General features: G+C 69.9%; 18 protein-coding genes. 9 read left to right on the plus strand and 9 right to left on the minus strand.

Annotated features, from left to right (window positions below; translation table 11 throughout):
- Nucleotides 1-11 precede the first annotated feature (11 nt).
- From ACM26Y_RS06450 to metG, 4 genes are all read right to left on the minus strand, one after another.
- A complete protein-coding gene (locus ACM26Y_RS06450) occupies nt 12-932 on the minus strand; it encodes an RNA polymerase sigma-70 factor (protein ID WP_289377353.1) in 921 nt (306 codons plus the stop codon).
- The gene (locus ACM26Y_RS06455) at nt 929-2,074 is read right to left on the minus strand and encodes an NAD(P)/FAD-dependent oxidoreductase (protein ID WP_416062953.1); all 1,146 of its coding nucleotides are present in this window, start codon (nt 2,072-2,074) and stop codon (nt 929-931) included. The genes ACM26Y_RS06450 and ACM26Y_RS06455 overlap by 4 nt, the downstream gene beginning before the upstream one ends.
- A gap of 87 nt (nt 2,075-2,161) precedes the next feature.
- The gene (locus ACM26Y_RS06460) at nt 2,162-3,340 is read right to left on the minus strand and encodes a DUF2786 domain-containing protein (RefSeq protein WP_416062954.1); all 1,179 of its coding nucleotides are present in this window, start codon (nt 3,338-3,340) and stop codon (nt 2,162-2,164) included.
- A gap of 42 nt (nt 3,341-3,382) precedes the next feature.
- Nucleotides 3,383-4,930, minus strand: coding sequence for a methionine--tRNA ligase (metG, locus tag ACM26Y_RS06465; RefSeq protein ID WP_416062955.1), 1,548 nt, complete (start codon nt 4,928-4,930; stop codon nt 3,383-3,385).
- Between the two features lie 36 nt (nt 4,931-4,966).
- On the opposite strand from metG, the gene ACM26Y_RS06470 reads away from it, so the two are divergent.
- Entirely contained in the window at nt 4,967-5,797 is an 831-nt protein-coding gene (locus ACM26Y_RS06470; protein ID WP_416062956.1) for a TatD family hydrolase, read from the plus strand.
- 43 nt (nt 5,798-5,840) lie between these two features.
- Complete coding sequence (locus ACM26Y_RS06475) at nt 5,841-6,908, plus strand: maleylacetate reductase (protein WP_416062957.1); 1,068 nt, start codon at nt 5,841-5,843, stop codon at nt 6,906-6,908.
- Between the two features lie 183 nt (nt 6,909-7,091).
- Here the strand turns inward: ACM26Y_RS06475 and ACM26Y_RS06480 are convergent, their stop codons facing one another.
- A complete protein-coding gene (locus ACM26Y_RS06480; RefSeq protein ID WP_416062958.1) occupies nt 7,092-8,069 on the minus strand; it encodes a pirin family protein in 978 nt (325 codons plus the stop codon).
- Nucleotides 8,070-8,579, minus strand: a complete 510-nt coding sequence (locus ACM26Y_RS06485; protein WP_416062959.1) for a VOC family protein — start codon at nt 8,577-8,579, stop codon at nt 8,070-8,072.
- A gap of 196 nt (nt 8,580-8,775) precedes the next feature.
- On the opposite strand from ACM26Y_RS06485, the gene ACM26Y_RS06490 reads away from it, so the two are divergent.
- Nucleotides 8,776-9,201, plus strand: coding sequence for a DoxX family protein (locus ACM26Y_RS06490; protein WP_416062960.1), 426 nt, complete (start codon nt 8,776-8,778; stop codon nt 9,199-9,201).
- A 42-nt stretch (nt 9,202-9,243) separates the two neighbouring features.
- Here ACM26Y_RS06490 and ACM26Y_RS06495 read toward each other — a convergent pair whose 3' ends face one another.
- Together ACM26Y_RS06495 and ACM26Y_RS06500 are read right to left on the minus strand one after the other, a co-directional pair.
- Nucleotides 9,244-10,014 carry an amino acid ABC transporter ATP-binding protein gene (locus ACM26Y_RS06495; RefSeq protein WP_416062961.1) on the minus strand — a complete coding sequence of 257 codons (771 nt, stop codon included), beginning with the start codon at nt 10,012-10,014 and terminating at the stop codon, nt 9,244-9,246.
- Entirely contained in the window at nt 10,011-11,411 is a 1,401-nt protein-coding gene (locus tag ACM26Y_RS06500) for an amino acid ABC transporter substrate-binding protein/permease (RefSeq protein ID WP_416063624.1), read from the minus strand. The genes ACM26Y_RS06495 and ACM26Y_RS06500 overlap by 4 nt, the downstream gene beginning before the upstream one ends.
- Nucleotides 11,412-11,696: 285 nt before the next feature.
- Between ACM26Y_RS06500 and ACM26Y_RS06505 the strand changes: the two genes are divergently transcribed.
- From ACM26Y_RS06505 to ACM26Y_RS06525, 5 genes are all read left to right on the plus strand, one after another.
- Nucleotides 11,697-12,824 (plus strand): transglycosylase family protein, encoded by a 1,128-nt coding sequence (locus ACM26Y_RS06505; RefSeq protein ID WP_416062962.1) that lies wholly within the window; start codon nt 11,697-11,699, stop codon nt 12,822-12,824.
- A 48-nt stretch (nt 12,825-12,872) separates the two neighbouring features.
- Nucleotides 12,873-13,025: a hypothetical protein gene (locus ACM26Y_RS06510; protein WP_416062963.1), complete on the plus strand. Its 153-nt coding sequence runs from the start codon at nt 12,873-12,875 to the stop codon at nt 13,023-13,025.
- A gap of 68 nt (nt 13,026-13,093) precedes the next feature.
- A complete protein-coding gene (gene rsmA / locus ACM26Y_RS06515; protein ID WP_054371885.1) occupies nt 13,094-14,008 on the plus strand; it encodes a 16S rRNA (adenine(1518)-N(6)/adenine(1519)-N(6))-dimethyltransferase RsmA in 915 nt (304 codons plus the stop codon).
- A 239-nt stretch (nt 14,009-14,247) separates the two neighbouring features.
- Nucleotides 14,248-14,454, plus strand: coding sequence for a cold-shock protein (locus tag ACM26Y_RS06520; RefSeq protein WP_003937832.1), 207 nt, complete (start codon nt 14,248-14,250; stop codon nt 14,452-14,454).
- Nucleotides 14,455-14,865: 411 nt separating this feature from the next.
- A complete protein-coding gene (locus ACM26Y_RS06525; RefSeq protein ID WP_003937833.1) occupies nt 14,866-15,072 on the plus strand; it encodes a cold-shock protein in 207 nt (68 codons plus the stop codon).
- A gap of 82 nt (nt 15,073-15,154) precedes the next feature.
- Here ACM26Y_RS06525 and ACM26Y_RS06530 read toward each other — a convergent pair whose 3' ends face one another.
- Nucleotides 15,155-16,144 (minus strand): helix-turn-helix transcriptional regulator, encoded by a 990-nt coding sequence (locus ACM26Y_RS06530; RefSeq protein WP_416062964.1) that lies wholly within the window; start codon nt 16,142-16,144, stop codon nt 15,155-15,157.
- Nucleotides 16,145-16,219: 75 nt separating this feature from the next.
- Here ACM26Y_RS06530 and ACM26Y_RS06535 point away from each other — a divergent pair, with 75 nt between their 5' ends.
- Nucleotides 16,220-17,146 (plus strand): 4-(cytidine 5'-diphospho)-2-C-methyl-D-erythritol kinase, encoded by a 927-nt coding sequence (locus tag ACM26Y_RS06535; RefSeq protein ID WP_054371883.1) that lies wholly within the window; start codon nt 16,220-16,222, stop codon nt 17,144-17,146.
- Nucleotides 17,147-17,153 lie beyond the last annotated feature (7 nt).

Raw genomic sequence — 17,153 nt, forward strand, 5'->3', positions numbered from 1 at the left:
CCGCCGGGCGGTCAGCGGACGAGCGGCATCACCCGCTCCGCCGCACCGAGCTTGTCCGGGTTCCGCACCACATACAGGCCGGTGACCAGGCCCGCGTCCATCTCGACCAGCATGACCAGATCGAGTCGCTCGCCCGAGTACACGGCCAGCGCGGGCAGGCCGTTGAACGCGGCGAACTCCACTCGCATGTCGGGCAGCGGCCTGCGGCTCAGGCCGCTAAGCACGCGTGCGACCTTCCGCGCTCCGGACACCGGAACCCGCGCGGCCGTCACCTTGCCGCCACCGTCGGCGACGTAGACGACATCCGGCGCGAGTACCGCCATGAGTGCCTCCACATCGCCGCCGGCAGCGGCGGACAGCAACTCCGCCACTACCCGGCGCGCCTGCTCGTCGGACGCGACGTACCGCCGGCGTCGCGCCTGTACGTGGCTGCGGGCGCGGTGCGCGATCTGCCGCACCGTCGCCTCCTGCCTGCCGACGGCCGCGGCGATCTGGGCGTGGTCGAAGCCGAACACCTCGCGCAGCACGAACACTGCCCGTTCGAGCGGGCCGAGGGTCTCGAGCACCAGCATCATCGCCATCGACACCGATTCGGCGAGCAGCACGTCCTCGGCGGCATCGGGGGCGGTCCGCACCGGTTCGGGCAGCCACGGCCCGACGTAGTCCTCCCGGCGCCGCTGCGCCGTGCGCAGCGAGTTCAGCGCCTGCCGGGTGACCACGCGGCTCAGATAGGCCCGCGGGTTCGCCACCTCGTCGAGCTCCACCTCGGCCCAGCGCAGGTAGCTGTCCTGCAGGATGTCCTCGCTGTCGGCGACGCTGCCGGTGATCTCGTACGCGATGCCGAACAGCAGGCCCCGATGCCGGGTGAACAGTTCGTCGTGCGTCGTCTCGCCGGGTGTCATGTCGCCGGGTGTCATGTCGCCGTGCGTCATCGACGGACCACGAGCGGCTCGGGCGTGGGCGCCGGTCCCTTCGGGAACGGGTAGCTGTGTCCTCGCGCCTGTCGTCGCAACATCCACACCGTCCCGCGCACCACCGTCTCCTTGCCGAACGCCCCCAACGTACCGCGCAACGCGAAGCTGCGGGCCGTGTCGTCCGGGCGGGTGCGCTGCACGACGCCGGAGGCGCGACCCAGCGAGATGCACTGCGCCGCGAACCCCAGCGACAGCGGCTGCGGATCCGTGCCCGTCAGCAGCGCCCAGGTGGTGTCGGCGCCGTGGGCGCCGAGCGGCAGCGCCGCCTGGCAGCTCATCCGGATGTGATCCTGACCGTCGACGGTCACGGCGTCGCCCACGCCCACGACGTTCGCTCCGTCCGCGCTCCGCAGGGTCGCGTCGACCCGCAGCCGGCCGGCGTCGTCGACCGGCAGGCCACTGCGCCGGGCCAGGTCGGGCACCGTGAAGCCGCCTGCCCAGATCGTGAGTTCGGCCGGTATCGCGTCGCCGTCGGCGAGCAGCACCGCGTCGTCCTCGACGGCGACGACCCGGCCCGGCCGGATCCGGACGCCGAGCCGTCGCAGCCGCGCGGCGACGAACCGCCGGGTGGCCCCGGGCAGATGTGCGACGGGATCCCCGACGAGGGTGCAGGTCAGGCGGGGATGTGCCTCGGCGATCTCGGCGGCCGTTTCGACGCCGGTGAGTCCGCCCCCGACGATCACCACGTCCGCCCCGTCCTGGAGTTCCCCGAGCGCGGCGGCCGTGTCCAAAGCGCGTTCGAACTCGGTCGTCGAGTGCAGCCGGTCGGCGCCCGGGATCGCAGGCGCGGCGGCGCCACTGCCGACGGCGTAGACGGCGATGCGGAACGGCAGCGCCGTCCCGTCCGCGAGCAGCACCCGATCCCTACCGATGTGCACCGCGGTGCCGAGGTGCACGGCTGCCGCCGAATGCAGCACGTCGGCGAGGTCGTGCGTGGCCCCGCCGGAGCCGGCCGCGAGCTGATGCAGCCGCACCCTCTCGACGAACACCGGTCGCGGCGCGACGACCGTCACCGATACCTCCGGATGCGCGGCGAGCAGACGGTTCGCTGCCATCACTCCCGCGTACCCGGCTCCGAGTACCACCACGTCGGTTGCCATCCTGATCACCCCTTCTGTTGTCGACGATGTCCGCGGTCGTAGATGGGACACCGGCCGGCCCGGGAACGTGACAGGCGGTGGCAGTGCTCACCCGGGCGGGGGTGCGAGGAAGGCGGTCTCGGCGGCGTCGCGGCCGGCGAACCACCCCTCGGCATCGACGCTGCGCGTGCGGGTCGACCGGGTCGTCGGAAACAGCCGGCGGAACTCCGCGTCCACGGCCTCGGAGCGACGGGCCAGCAGCGGCGCGAGTTGCGTGACGGACATACTCGCGTCGGCCGCGGCGGCCGCGGTGGCACCTGCGTCGGCCTGCCGTAAACGTTCGCCGATCCGGTATGCGTACCCAGTCAGGAAGGCACGGCGGAACGCCGTCGCCGCACCGCCGGTGCGGCCCTCTGGTCCGGCGGCGCGTACGGCCCGGGCGGCCTGCACCGACAGCGACGCGAACAGCACTTCGACCTGCTGCAGGTCGACCTCGGCCCCGACGATCGTGGCGATTCCGACCTTGGTGAACCACACCGTGCGCGTGCGGTTCGCGTTCCCGATCGCGGTGAGCAGCAGCACCTTCTCCTTCGCGTACGGATTGTCGACGTGCACGCGGCGCCCGCGCGTGGTGTCCGCGCCGGCGCGGGTGACCAGGGCCGTGCCGATCGCGTACCGGGTCATCAGTTCCTGGGCCTTGGCGGTGAGGGTCTCGGCCTCCTCCGGATAGTTCGTGGACTCGGCCTTCGCCAGGAGGCCGCGGATCCGTGCGAGCATCCTCGGATCCGGGGTCGCGGCCTCGCCGGCCGCAGGCACCGGTCGCAGCGGCGGCCACTGCGAGGGCAGCGGCAGGAGTGGGGCGAACTGCGGCAGGTACTTCCAGGCGAACGCCAGCCCCATCACCTGGAAGCGGGACAGGCCGGGCAGCTCGCGCAGCAGTTCCGCGCCCAACCGTCGTGCGGGCGCATCGGGTGGCACCCGATCGGCGATCCGCGCGGCCGAGGGGCAGCGCTGCGCGATCGCGCCGAGTTGGCCCACCCAGTCGAGCGGTGCCCGGTCGGCCGCGCCACTGCGGCGGGCGTCGAACAGCACCGCGGCGGCCGCCAGCGGAACGTCCGTGGTGTCACCGGAGCGGGCCGTCACGTGCAGCACGTCGACCGGTTGCCAGCCGCACTCGTACGCGGCGCCCAGTTCGTCGAGAAGCGGCCGGATCCCGAGGTGAAAGGCCTCCTCGGATGCGCCGGACCCGCCGGCCGCCTGTCGAAAGTGTGTTCTATATCGCCCCATGCGCGGAGTGTGCACGAGGCCACCGACAGGCGGCGTGACGCGCTATTCGTACCGCGGGAACACCGGGGCCGGAGCCGGCAACTGCGTGCCCGGCGCGAGGCGCGTGGCGATGTCCGCGAACTGCCGCGCCTGCGGATCCTGCCCCACCAGATCCAGGATCTTCGCGGCGGAGTCCGGCATCACCGGCTGCACGAGCAGGCCGACGATCCGCACGACCTCGAGCGTCACGTACAGCACCGTGGCCATCCGGGCCGGGTCGGTCTTGCGCAGCACCCACGGCGCCTGGGCGGAGAAGTACCGGTTCGTCTCGCCGAGGACGTGCCAGATCGACTCGAGGGCCAGGTGCAACGCCTGCACGTCGAACTCGGCGCGGACCTTGTCGAGCAGCGCGTCCGCCTGCGCGAGCAGCGCTCGGTCGTCCTCGGTGAACTCACCGGGGTCCGGCACCACACCGTCGAGGTTCTTGGCGACCATCGTCAGCGAGCGCTGCGCCAGGTTGCCGAGTTCGTTCGCCAGGTCCGCGTTGATGCGGGTCACGATCGCCTCGTGGCTGTAGCTGCCATCCTGGCCGTAGGAGATCTCCCGCAGCAGGAAGAAGCGCAGCGGATCGAGACCGTACTGTTCGACCATCTCGAGCGGGTCGACGACGTTGCCGACCGACTTGGACATCTTCTCGCCCTTGTTGAACAGGAAGCCGTGCACGAACACCCGCTCGGGCAGCTCGATCCCGGCCGACATCAAGAACGCCGGCCAGTACACGGTGTGGAAGCGGGTGATGTCCTTGCCGATGATGTGCAGGTTCGCGGGCCAGTAGCGGCGGAACGACTCCGACCCGGTGTCGGGGAAACCCGCACCGGTCAGGTAGTTGGTGAGCGCGTCGACCCACACGTACATCACGTGATCGGGATGGTCCGGCACCGGCACGCCCCAGTCGAAGGTGGTGCGGGAGATCGACAGATCCTTCAGTCCGCCCGAGACGAAGCTGACGATCTCGTTGCGCCGGGTGGCAGGCGCGATGAAGTCCGGCCGTTCTTCGTACAGCTTCAGCAGCTTGTCCTGATACGCCGAGAGCCGGAAGAAGTACGTCGACTCCTCCGTCCACTCCACGGGGGTCCCGGACTCGGTCGCGATACGCGAGCCGTCCTCGAGCGCGGTCGTCTCGGCCTCCGCGTAGAACGCCTCGTCGCGAACGGAGTACCACCCCGAGTAGGTGTCGAGGTAGATGTCGCCGTTGTCGGCCATCCGCTGCCAGATCGCCTTGCTCGCCTCGAGGTGGTCGGCGTCCGTGGTGCGGATGAACCGGTCGAAGGAGATGTTCAGCGACTTGTCCATGGCCTCGAACACGCCGGAGTTGCGGGCCGCGAGGTCCCGCACGTCCAGGCCCTCCTTCGCCGCCGTCTGCTGCATCTTCAGGCCGTGCTCGTCGGTGCCGGTCAGGAAGTACACGTCGAAGCCGTCGAGGCGCTTGAACCGGGCGATCGCGTCCGAGGAGATGTACTCGTAGGCGTGGCCGATGTGCGGTGCGCCGTTCGGATATGCGATCGCGGTCGTCAGATAGAACGGCGGGCGGGAGGCGGCAGGAGCAGTCATGGTGCGTCCACTTTATAGGTAGATAGTGTATGGGCCGTGAGCCGAACCCGTCCCGCGCCCGAGCCTCCGCAGCCGCTCTCGCCTCTCGTCGACGCCCACACGCACCTCGACGCGTGCGGCGCCCACGATGCCGAGTCGGTGGCGGCCGTCCTCGACCGGGCGGCGGCGGTGGGCGTCGGACGCGTCGTCACCGTCGCCGACGACATCGCCGCAGCCCGCTTCGCCGTCGACGCCGCGCACTGGGACCCACGGGTCTACGCTGCCGTGGCGCTCCACCCCACCCGGGCGAACGCGCTCGACGACGCCGCGCGCGCCGAGATCGAGAAGCTCGCCGCCGACCCGCGTGTCGTCGCGGTGGGGGAGACCGGCCTCGACCTGTACTGGCCCGGCAAGCTCGACGGCTGCGCCGACCCGCTCGAGCAGGAGGACGCGTTCCGCTGGCACATCGACCTGGCCAAACGGCTCGGCAAGACCCTGATGATCCACAATCGTGACGCCGATGCCGAGTTGCTGCGCGTGCTGCACGACGAGGGCGCGCCGGAGACGGTGATCTTCCACTGCTTCTCGTCGGACGCGGAGATGGCGCGGGCCTGCGTCGACGCCGGCTACCTGCTCAGCTTCTCCGGGACGGTGAGCTTCAAGAACGCGAAGGCGCTGCGTGCCGCCGCCCCGTTGGTGCCGCCCGAGCTGGTGCTCGTGGAGACCGATGCTCCCTTCCTGACGCCCCATCCGTTCCGCGGGGCCCCCAACGAGCCGTACTGCCTGCCCTACACGGTTCGGGCGCTGGCGGAGGTGCGCGGTGCGGACCCGGCCGAGCTGGCCGCTACGACCACCGCGAATGCCGAACGGGTCTACGGACTTTCGTAACGGTGTCCCCGTTCCGAGGCGCCCGGAGCGGGTGGCCGGGACAATGGGTGGCATGCACAGTTTCGTCTACAACGCTCAGCCGTCACGGGTGGTCTTCGGTCCGGGAACCGCGGCGCGGGTCGCCGACGAGGTGCGCCGCCTCGATCGCTCGCGGGTCCTGCTGCTCGGCGGCGAACACGTCCGTCCGCAGGCCGAGCTGGTCGAGAAGGCCCTCGGGGGCCTACAGGTCGCCCGGTTCGACGGGGCCGTCATGCACACCCCCGTGGCGGTCACCGAGAAGGTGCTGGGCCTGGTCTCCGAGCACGACATCGACGCCGTCGTCGCCGTGGGCGGAGGATCGACGACGGGGCTGTCGAAGGCGATCGCGGTGCGCACAGGCGTGGACCAGGTGATCCTGCCGACTACCTACGCCGGATCCGAGGTGACTCCCGTCCTCGGGGAGACCGCGGACGGTGTGAAGACCACGCACTCGTCGCCGGCCATCCTGCCCGAGACCGTCATCTACGACGTCGAGTTCACCCTGTCGATGCCGATCCCGATGGCACTGACCAGCGCGATCAACGCGATGGCGCATGCCGTGGAGGCGTTGTACGCCGAGCACGCCAACCCGATCATCGACACGCTGGCGCTCGAGGCGATCCGCGCGATCGCCCGGGGTGTGCCGGTCCTGGGTGCCGATGCCGCGGACCGCGAGGGACGCTCGGACCTGCTGCTCGCGGCGTGGCTGGCCGGCACCTGCCTGAGCGCGGGGGGAATGGGCTTGCACCACAAGCTGTGCCACGTCCTGGGCGGCAGTTTCGACCTGCCGCACGCGGCGACGCACACCGTGGTGCTGCCGCACGTGATGGCGTTCAACGCGCCGTCGGTGCCGGCCGTGATGATCCGCATCGCCGATGCCCTCGGCACGCCCACCGCTCCGGCCGGGGTCTTCGACCTGGTGGCAGCCGCGGGTGGTCCGACGACACTGGCCGAACTGGGGATGTCCGAGGGGGACCTGGACGAGGCGGCACACCTGGCCACCGAACGGCAGTACCCCAACCCGCGCGAGGTGACCCGGGTGGGGGTGCGGCGCCTGCTGGGCGATGCCTACGCCGGGATCCGTCCCGAGTGAGGGTGCCCCTCGGTGGCATTGGTGAGGGTGCCCCTCGGTGGCATCGGTGAGGGTGCCCCTCGGTGGCATCGGTGAGGGTGCCCCTCGGTGGCATTGGTGAGGGTGCCCCTCGGTGGCATTGGTGAGGGTGCCCCTCGGTGGCATTGGTGAGGGTGCCCCTCGGGGCCCTGTCCAGGCGCTTCCTCAGTGGGTGGGGGGATTGCGGCGCGGCCGGATCCGGGCGTTGGGCAGCGCCGGTGCGGGTAGCCGCGCCACCTTCCCGGTGTAGCCCTCGACCCGGCCGAAGCGTTCTCCCTCGCGCTGCCACTCGTCGCGGAACGCGACGATCTCGTCGTGGCTGCGACCGACGAAGTTCCACCACATGACGATCTCCTCCCCGAACGGCGTACCGCCGAGCAGCACGGCGCGTGCGGGTTCGTCGGTGAGATTCGTCAGCGAAAGCGTGGAGACCCCGGTGCCGACGTAGCCGAGCGCGGAACGGGTCAGAACGGTGCCGGCGAGCCGGACGCTGCCGGTGTCGACGAGCAGTCCGTGCTCGAACTCGGGATCGACGGCCAGTTCGACGCTCGCGCCCGGGTCGAGGGTGATCTCGGCGCCGAGCAGCGGGGTGAAGGTGGGCACGGGCGACGTGGACCCGGCGAGGGAGCCGAGGAAGACGGCGACGGTCGCGCCCGCGATCCGGACCGGTTCGGGCACGTAGTGCCGGAAGTCGCGGGGGGCGTCACGGTGCGCGTCGGGCAGGGCCACCCACAGTTGGACGCCGTGCAGGACCGTCGTGGCGGGCGTGGAGACCTCCGAATGGGCGATGCCGTGGCCGCCCGTCATGAGATTGAGTTCGCCGGGACGGACGAACGCGTGCTTGCCGAGGCTGTCGCGGTGCTCGATCTCGCCGGCGAACAGCCAGCTCACCGTCTGCAGGCCGGTGTGCGGGTGCGGCGCGACGTCCATTCCGCCGGTGGCGGCGACGTCGTCGGGCCCGTAGTGGTCGGCGAAGCACCAGGCTCCGACGAGGGACCGGGCGCGCTGCGGCAGCGTTCGGCGGACCGGCATCGCGCGCGGGCCGCCGAGCGGAACCTCACGGGAAGTGATGATCTGCACACGGGTGGGTGCCGGCTCGGATTCGCAGACGATCTCGGTGGGCTCGGCGTCGACGTTGCTCATCTACAAGACCTTGCTTCCGTACATCTCGCCGAGGGGATCGGCGATGAGTTCGATGCGGGCACCGTCGGGGTCGCGGAAGTACAGGGAGACCTCGCTGTGTTCGACGAGGTCGACGCCGGCCTCGGTCAGTTTGGTGCGCAAGTGTTCCCAGCGGCCCGGCTCGACGCTGATCGCGATGTGGTGCAGCCCGCCGAGGACCTCCTGGTAGGGGCCGACGTCGAGCCCGGGAAAGTCGAAGAAGGCCAGCAGGTTTCCGTTTCCGATGTCGAAGAAGAAGTGCGACGAACCGGGGTAGTCGCGGTTCTCGATCAACTCGGTGAGCGGGAACTCGAGCACGTCCTGGTAGAAGCGCACCGTGCGCTCGACGTCGCTGCTGACGAGTGCGGTGTGGTGCAACCCGCGCGCCGACGACGCGGGTCGTTCGCCGACGGGCCGGAGGTATCGGGTGCGGAGTTCTTCCCGCAGCGTCGCGGAGCGGCGGCTGCGTTCCTCTTCCACGCTGGTGCTCACGATGGGGCTCCTTCGACCGGTGGTTGCGCCTTCGGTGAGAAGCATACCCCCTGTGGTTGAGCAATCAACTACTTTGCGGGTAGTCACGGAGTGGTAGCCGATCGTTTAAGTTGAACCTTCAACCTTGCGTCGCTACCGTAGGGGCGGCTTCGATCGAAGGACGAGCCCCCACCGCCCGCACCGAAAGGTCACCCCCATGAACAACCCCGCCCTGCGCAACGTCGGGCTGCTCGTCGCCCGAGTGGTCCTCGGGATCGTCTTCCTGGCCCACGGGCTGCAGAAGGTGAACCAGGGATACTCCGCCACCAAGGCCGGATTCGAGGGCATGGACGTGCCCGTGCCCGCACTGTCCGCCTTCTACGCCACCTGGGTGGAGACACTCGGTGGCATCGCCCTGATCATCGGCCTGCTCGTGCCGGTCTTCGGTGTCCTGCTGCTGGTGAACATGCTCGGTGCGTTCTTCTTCGTCCACATCGGCAACGGCATCTACGTCACCGACGGCGGATGGGAGCTCGTCGGGGCGCTCGGCGCGGGAGCGTTGGTTCTCGCGGTCGTCGGTGCCGGCGCGTACAGCGTCGACGCCCTGCTCGGCCGCCGGGTGCGGTTCCTGCAGACCGCGTAGCCGTGGGTGAGGGCCGGCGTCCGGGGGACCGGGCGCCGGGCCTCAGAGCACCTTCGCGAGGAAGTCGCGGGTCCGTTCCTGGCGGGGGCTCCCGAACAGTTCCTTCGGCGTGCCCTCCTCGAGGACGTACCCGTCGGCCATGAACAGCACCCGGTCGGCAACCTCCCGGGCGAAACCCATCTCGTGCGTAACCACGACCATGGTCATGCCCTCGGCCGCCAGGTCGCGCAGCACCTGCAGCACCTCGCCCACCATCTCCGGGTCGAGGGCGCTGGTCGCCTCGTCGAACAGCATGATGTCCGGATTCATAGCCAGCGCCCGTGCAATCGCGACGCGCTGCTTCTGCCCGCCGGACAGGTTGGCCGGCTTCGCGTCGGCCTTCTCGCTCAGCCCCACCCGGTCCAGCAGGGCGAGCCCCCGCGCCCGTGCCTCCTCCTTGGTCGCCCGCTTCGTCAGCACCGGCGCGAGCACGATGTTCTCGAGGGCCGTCATGTGCGGGAAGAGATTGAAGTGCTGGAACACCATCCCGATATGGCGGCGCACCCGGTCGATGTCGATCTTCCGGTCGGCGAGGTCGAACCCGTGCACCACCACCGAACCGGCGCTGATGTCCTCGAGCCGGTTCAGGCACCGCAGGAACGTCGACTTGCCCGAACCGGAGGGGCCGATCACGCACACCACCTCGCCGGCGAGGATGTCCACATCGATGCCCTTGAGCACCTCGTTCTCGCCGAACGACTTCTTCAGGCCGCGCACGCGGACCTTCACCTCGCGACCGTCCTCGAGCGGCTGAGCCGCGGCTGCCTCGGTCAACGGTTGATCCTTTTCTCGAGTCGGTCCGACAATTTGGTCAGCGCCATGATGACGACGAAGTAGATCACCCCGATGATCAGCCACATCTGGAACGACTGGAAGTTGCGGGCGATGATGATCCGCCCGGTCTGGGTGAGCTCGGCGATGCCGATCACCGACAGGATCGAGGTGTCCTTCAGCGTGATCACGAACTGATTGATGTACGACGGGATCATGGTGCGCACCGCCTGGGGCATGACCACCTTGCGCATCGCGGGCAGGTAGCCGATGCCGAGGCTGCGGGCGGCCTCCATCTGCCCCTTGTCCACGGACAGGATGCCGCCACGCACGATCTCGGCCATGTACGCGCCCGCGTTGAGCGAGAGTGTGATGATGCCCGCGGTGAACGCCGACATCTGAAATCCGGCCGCGGCCGGGATGCCGAAGTAGATGAAGAAGGCCTGCACCAGCAGCGGGGTGCCGCGGAAGACGTCGACGTAGGCGGTGCCGATCCCGCGCAGAACGATGTTGCGTGAGACCCGCATGAGGCCGAACAGCGCGCCGAGCACCAGCGCGATCGCGATCGAGACGACCGACAGCACGAGGGTCAGCCACAGCCCCTCGAGCAGCAGTTGCCAGGTGCTGCGGAGCAGGCCGGGGATGGAGTTGTCGGCCTGCACGGCGCCCTCGCCGAGGTAACTCTCCACGATCTCGTCGTAGCGGCCGTTGTCCCGCAGATTCTGCAGGCCCGCGTTGAACGCGGTGAGCAGCTCGGGATTGCGGCCCTTGTTCACCGCGAACCCGTAGTTCGCACCGGCCTCCTTCTCCGTGACCGTCTTCAGCCCGTTGCCCTGGGCGATGCCGTACGCCAGCACCGGGTAGTCGTCGAAGACCGCGACCGAGTTCCCAGTGCGGACCTCGTCGTACATGCTCGCCGAGTCGGCGAAGTAGACCGTGGTGAACCCGTACTCGCCCTTGATGGACTCGGCGAACGCGGCGCCCTCGGTGCCGTTCTTGACCGCGACGCGCTTGCCTGCCAGATCGGCGTACGACGCGACCTCGTCGTTGCCGGCGAGGACCGCCATCTGCACGCCGGACTCGAAGTAGGGATCCGAGAAGTCGAAGACCTGCTTGCGCTCCTCCGTGATCGACATGCCCGCGATCACGCCGTCGGCCTGGTCGGCCTGCACCGCCTGCAGGGCGGCATCGAAGCCCAGCGGACGAACCTCCACGATGAAGCCCTGGTCCTCCGCGATCTCCCGGATCAGGTCCATGTCGATGCCGACGAAGTCGCCCTGCTCGTTCTGGAATTCGAAGGGTGCAAAGGTCACGTCGGTGGCGATGACGTAGGTGCGGCCGGCGGCGGGGGACTGCGCCAGGGCCGCCGGGGTGGCAGCGAGCAGCAGCGCGCCGAGCATGCCGAGCAGGGTCAGCAGCGCCGCACTCCGCCGCGCCGGAGGACGGTGAATTCGGTCACCCAAAGTAATCTCACCTCTGTAATTCGCGCGTCGTGCGGCACGTTTTCCCGAGCGTCGAATCGACGCTAGCCCGCACCTTCGGTCGCGGCCCGCTATTGATCGAAAATTACGAATCGTCACCTGTCTCGTTACCGAGAAACTGCAGTTAGAGACGGTGCAGTTGCCGTATCAATGCCGATTCGTTACCGTGCCGTGATCGAAGTTGTCGACAGTGCAGGAATAGCCGTGTCACCTTTCACCAAGATCAACAGAGCGAAATCGCCGACGCTGTACGTGGTCGTCGCCGCGCTCTTCCTCACCCTGGCGGCCGGCGGAATCGCCGCGCTGATCCAGCACAAGGAACTCACCCTCGACGTGGACGGTGAGCACATCGCGCTCAGCACCATGAGCTCCGAGGTCGGTGACGTTCTCGCCGGCGCCGGCTACCCGGTCGGCGAGCACGACGTGGTGGCCCCGGCCGTCGACGCCGAGGTCTCGGACGGGGACACGGTGGTGCTGCGGCGGGCCCGTGAGGTGGCGTTGAGTGTCGACGGTGTCGAGCGCACGGTGTGGACGACGGCGTCGACGGTGGATGAGGCGCTGGCGCAGTTCGAGCTGGCCGCGGATGTGTACACCTCGGCGTCGCGGTCGCACCGGTTGCCGCTCGAAGGTGCCGAGCTCGACGTGGTGAGCCCGAAGACGGTGCGGTTGCTCGACGGTGGCGCTCCGGCCGTGGAGGTGCGGATGGCGGCACCGACGGTCGGGGAGTTCCTGTCCGCGCACGGTGTGGCGCTCGAGCAGGCCGATTCGGTGGTGCCCCCGGTCGACGCGGCGCTGACCGAGGGTCTCGAGATCCGCGTCACCCGCGACCGCATCGAGACCCGCATCGAGAACCAGCCGGTGCCGGCCCCCGAGCAGCGCGTCGACGACCCGAACATGCCTCAGGGCGAGACCGCCGTCGACACCCCGGGTGCTCCCGGTGAGCGCACCGTGACCCTCGATGTGCACACGATCGACGGGGTCGAGGTCGGCCGCACCGAGAAGGCCTCGACGACCCTCCGCGAGCCGGCCCCGGCCGTCGTCCGCGTCGGCACCAAGCCCGCGCCGGCCGTGCCCGCTTCCGGCCGCGCCTCCACCTGGGACGCCCTCGCGCAGTGCGAGGCCACCGGCAACTGGGCCATCAACACCGGTAACGGCTTCTACGGCGGCCTGCAGTTCACCCAGCAGACCTGGGCCGCGTTCGGCGGCACCGAGTACGCGCCGCGCGCCGACCTGGCCAGCCGCGAGCAGCAGATCGCCGTCGCCGAAAAGGTCCAGGCCGCGCAGGGCTGGGGAGCCTGGCCGTCGTGCACCAGCAAGATGGGCCTGCGGTAGGAATTCCGGCTCGTGTCCTCGGTGACGAGGATCGATGACTCACGTTCCGTGCTGTCGCACGTCGTCGCGGCGCTTCCGGTGACATTCGTCGCCGGGAGCGCCGCGACGACGCTCGTCCGGCACGAGACCGTGACGATCGACGGGGAACAGCACACCCAGGGCCGGGGAGCGTGGCCGTTCTACTCGTCCGCCCCGGCGTGAGCTAGGTTCGGCACGTGCCAGACCACTCATCCGGCGATCCCGGCTCGGCCCCTCGCGAGGGTTCCGACGTGACCGCTCGCGACGGTTCCGACGGGACCGCTCGCGACAGTTCCGACGTGACCGCTCGCGGTCGTGCCGCCCTGCTCGGCCCCGCCGAGGTGCGCGCCCTCGCGGAGGAGTTCGGCGTCCGGCCGACGAAACAACTCGGCCAGAACTTCGTGCACGATGCCAACACGGTGCGCCGCATCGTCTCCGTCGCCGGTGTCGGCCGCGACGACGTGGTCCTCGAAGTGGGCCCGGGCCTCGGCTCGCTGACGCTCGCCCTGCTCGACGTGGTCGACCGCGTCGTCGCCGTCGAGATCGATCCCAGGCTCGCCGAGCGGCTGCCCGCGACGGTCGCCGACCGCGCACCCGATCTCGCCGACCGACTCGACGTCGTCCTGAAGGACGCCATGCGGGTGCAGCCCGCCGACCTGCCGGTCGCCCCGACTGCGCTCGTCGCGAACCTGCCCTACAACGTCGCGGTCCCCGTCCTGCTGCACCTGTTCGCCGAATTCGACTCGTTGCGTACCGCTCTGGTGATGGTGCAGGCCGAGGTGGCCGACCGGCTCGCCGCCCGGCCCGGCAGCCGCGTATACGGCGTGCCCAGCGTCAAAGCCGGGTTCTTCGGCGACGTCCGTCGTGCCGGCTCGGTCGGCCGGGCCGTGTTCTGGCCGGTGCCCCAGGTGGAATCGGGACTGGTGCGCATCGACCGCTACACCGAGCCGCCGTGGCCCACGGACGAAGCGCACCGCCGCAAGGTGTTCGCCGTCGTCGATGCCGCCTTCGCGCAGCGTCGCAAGACACTGCGCGCAGCCCTGAGCGGCTGGGCCGGCTCGGCCGCCGAAGCCGAGCGTCGCCTGCTCGCCGCCGGGATCGATCCGTCGACGCGGGGCGAGAAGCTCGACGCCGCCGCCTTCGTGCGGATTGCCGGCACGTCGTGACGGCGCTGCGCAGACCGGTTCCCACGCAACGCTTGGCAGACGGGCGGATCTGTGCTCTACTGGTACACGGTCGTTAGGTAGTGTGTTCGTGGTTTACCCCTCGCACATTTTCTAGTTGCGAGCGGATGCGAAATTCCCACGGAATCCTTCTCAGCCGTCGAGTGACAGGCCCGGGCGACGTCGTGTCGTTCGACGAAACGTGAAGGCCTCGAGGCTTTCCGAGATGTATGAGGTTGAAAATGGTTGAAGGTACCGTGAAGTGGTTCAACGGCGAGAAGGGCTTCGGCTTCATTGCCCCCGCCGACGGCTCCGCGGACGTCTTCGTGCACTTCTCCGAGATCCAGGGTCGCGGCTTCCGCACCCTCGAGGAGAACCAGCGCGTGAGCTTCGAGGTCGGCCAGGGTCAGAAGGGCCCGCAGGCCACCGGCGTCACCGTCATCGGCTGACGTAGCTCGCTGCGCGTTCTTCCGGACGCGTGCATTCCCCGACGGCCTCGTGAGGTCGTCGCGGAAGAGCCGCCGGCAGAGGTGTGACAGGCAATGAAGAGGGACCGGTCCGAACGGGCCGGTCCCTCTTCGTGTCCCGATCCGACTCGTGCTCCCTGAAAAAGGGCCCGGCACAATGCAGTTTCGTGTCCCCTGCGGCGATCTCGCTAGCGGTGCGGGCGCCGATGTGATCTACTTGCACACGGTCGTTAGGTTGTGTTCGTGGTTCACCCCTCGCACATTTCTGGTTGCGAGCGGATGCGATAGCCCACACGGAATCGTTTTCTACCGTCGAGTGACAGACCCGAGCGGCGAGGTGTCGCTCGACGAGTGGGGAAGCCCGGCGCTTCCCGAATCTTCTTAGGAATGAACATGGTTGAAGGTACCGTGAAGTGGTTCAACGGCGAGAAGGGCTTCGGCTTCATTGCCCCCGCCGACGGCTCCGCGGACGTCTTCGTGCACTTCTCCGAGATCCAGGGCGGCGGCTTCCGCACCCTCGAGGAGAACCAGCGCGTGAGCTTCGAGGTCGGCCAGGGCCAGAAGGGCCCGCAGGCCACCGGCGTCACCGTCATCGGCTGACCCACCTGCCTCACCGACCGAATGTCACACGCACTCGATCGAATCGAACCGGTGTGACATTCGGTCACCCGCACGCGCCGGCTCAGTCGCTTCCCGCGACGGAGCCGGCGCGTTCGTATCGACGGGCGAGCAGCTCGTGGCGCCGGCCTGCCTGCAGGCACGCGTCCCGCAGCTCCGGCGGATCCAGCACGGTGAAGTCGACGTCGAACTCCGCGAGCCAGCTCGCGATCGACCCGAGCGACGTGCCGCCGAGGGCGACCGCGCAGTGATTCGCGTCCACCGGCTCCAGGGTTCCCCACTGCTCGTCGACCATCGGCACGATCGCGTCGAACGGGGCGTGCAGCAGCACGCGGGCCCGCGTCCGGACGATGCCGCGGGCGATGCCCCGGCTCACGAACTCCGCCGCCCCGCCGGGCGGCAGCTCGCGCGGGACGAACCGGGGACCGGTGGGGATCTTCGGCTCCATCCGGTCGACCCGGAACGACCGCCAGTCCTGCCGATGCAGATCCCACGCCACCAGATACCAGCGTGCGCCCGACCGCACCAGCCGGTACGGCTCCACCTCCCGCCGCGAGCAGCCGCCGTCGTGCGCGCGATAGTCGAACCGCAGTCGCTCGTGTGCGTGGCACACCCCGGCGACGCCGGACAGCATCGCCGCGTCGACCGCGGACGCGGCGGGCGCCCGCTCGACGACCTCGACCCGCAGCGCCTCGAGCCGGTGCCGCAGCCGCGACGGCATCACGTGCCGCAACTTGGCGAGGGCACGAGCCGACGCCTCGCCGATGCCCGTCACCGATCCGGTCGCCTCCGACTGCAGAGCGACGGCCACCGCGACGACCTCCTCGTCGTCGAGCAGCAGCGGTGGCATCTCCGCGCCCGCGCCGAGGCGGTACCCGCCGCCGACCCCGACGGTGGCGTCCACCGGGTAACCGAGGTCGCGGAGTTTGTCCACGTCCCGCCGCACCGTGCGGGTCGTGATCTGCAGGCGGTCCGCCAGTTCGGCACCCGACCAGTCCCGCCGGGTCTGCAGCAGCGACAGCAGGCGCAACAGGCGAGCGGACGTTTCGCGCATGGTCCGAGCATGCCAGCGAACGAGGACAGCTGCCGTCCGCATTCGGAGCCGCACGGGTGCGTAAGCTGTATATCCGTGCTGTCCGTCGTCCCGAGCCCCGTCACCGTACGAGCACCGTCCAAGGTGAACCTGCATCTCGCGGTCGGTGACCTGCGCGAGGACGGGTACCACGAGCTGCGCACGGTCTTCCACGCGCTGTCCCTGAGCGACGAGGTGTCGGTCGTGCGAGCCGACGCGTTGAGCCTGCGGGTGCGCGGAGCCGACGCCGCGGCCGTCCCCGCCGACGCCACCAATCTCGCCTGGCGGGCCGCGACCCTGCTGGCCGAACGCGCCGGGCGCGCACCCGAGGTCGCCATCACGATCGACAAGGGCATCCCCGTGGCCGGCGGGATGGCCGGGGGCAGCGCCGACGCCGCTGCCACCCTGGTCGCACTCGACGCCCTGTGGGGACTCGGCCTCGCCCGCGACGACCTGGACGACCTCGCGGCGGAACTGGGCAGCGACGTGCCGTTCTGCCTGCACGGTGGCACCGCCATCGGCACCGGCCGCGGTGAGCAGCTGGTGCCGGTCCTCTCCCGCGGCACCTTCCACTGGGTGCTGGCCCTCGCGAAGGGCGGTCTGTCGACCCCGGTGGTGTTCCGCGAACTCGACCGTCTGCGCGCCGAAGGTTCCCCGCCTCGGGTCCGCGGCCTCGACGACCTGCTGCAGGCCCTCGCTGCCGGCGACCCGCACGCGCTGGCACCGCTGCTGGGCAACGACCTGCAGTCCGCGGCCCTCTCGCTCGCGCCTGCGCTGCGGCGCACCCTGCGGGCGGGCGTGGAGGCCGGCGCGCTGGCCGGCATCGTCTCCGGGTCCGGGCCCACCTGCGCGTTCCTGTGCGCCGACTCGGCCGCGGCGGTGACGGTGAGCGCCGAACTGGCCGGGGCCGGTGTGTGCCGGACGGTGCGCGTGGCCTCCGGCCCGGTCCCCGGCGCACGCGTCGTCGACAACTCCCACCCCTGATCTCGGA

Source organism: Rhodococcus indonesiensis (genome assembly GCF_047782815.1).
Classification (GTDB): domain Bacteria; phylum Actinomycetota; class Actinomycetes; order Mycobacteriales; family Mycobacteriaceae; genus Rhodococcus; species Rhodococcus indonesiensis.

Bases quoted from the DNA above. Each gene is read 5' to 3' on its own strand.
- ACM26Y_RS06520 (WP_003937832.1), top strand. From the start codon at position 14,248: ATGGTTGAAGGTACCGTGAAGTGGTTCAACGGCGAGAAGGGCTTCGGC.
- ACM26Y_RS06450 (WP_289377353.1), bottom strand. From the start codon at position 932: ATGACGCACGGCGACATGACACCCGGCGACATGACACCCGGCGAGACG.
- ACM26Y_RS06500 (WP_416063624.1), bottom strand. From the start codon at position 11,411: ATGCTCGGCGCGCTGCTGCTCGCTGCCACCCCGGCGGCCCTGGCGCAG.
- ACM26Y_RS06475 (WP_416062957.1), top strand. From the start codon at position 5,841: ATGGGTGGCATGCACAGTTTCGTCTACAACGCTCAGCCGTCACGGGTG.
- ACM26Y_RS06525 (WP_003937833.1), top strand. From the start codon at position 14,866: ATGGTTGAAGGTACCGTGAAGTGGTTCAACGGCGAGAAGGGCTTCGGC.
- ACM26Y_RS06460 (WP_416062954.1), bottom strand. From the start codon at position 3,340: ATGGGGCGATATAGAACACACTTTCGACAGGCGGCCGGCGGGTCCGGC.
- ACM26Y_RS06480 (WP_416062958.1), bottom strand. From the start codon at position 8,069: ATGAGCAACGTCGACGCCGAGCCCACCGAGATCGTCTGCGAATCCGAG.
- ACM26Y_RS06455 (WP_416062953.1), bottom strand. From the start codon at position 2,074: ATGGCAACCGACGTGGTGGTACTCGGAGCCGGGTACGCGGGAGTGATG.
- ACM26Y_RS06490 (WP_416062960.1), top strand. From the start codon at position 8,776: ATGAACAACCCCGCCCTGCGCAACGTCGGGCTGCTCGTCGCCCGAGTG.
- ACM26Y_RS06530 (WP_416062964.1), bottom strand. From the start codon at position 16,144: ATGCGCGAAACGTCCGCTCGCCTGTTGCGCCTGCTGTCGCTGCTGCAG.
- metG (WP_416062955.1), bottom strand. From the start codon at position 4,930: ATGACTGCTCCTGCCGCCTCCCGCCCGCCGTTCTATCTGACGACCGCG.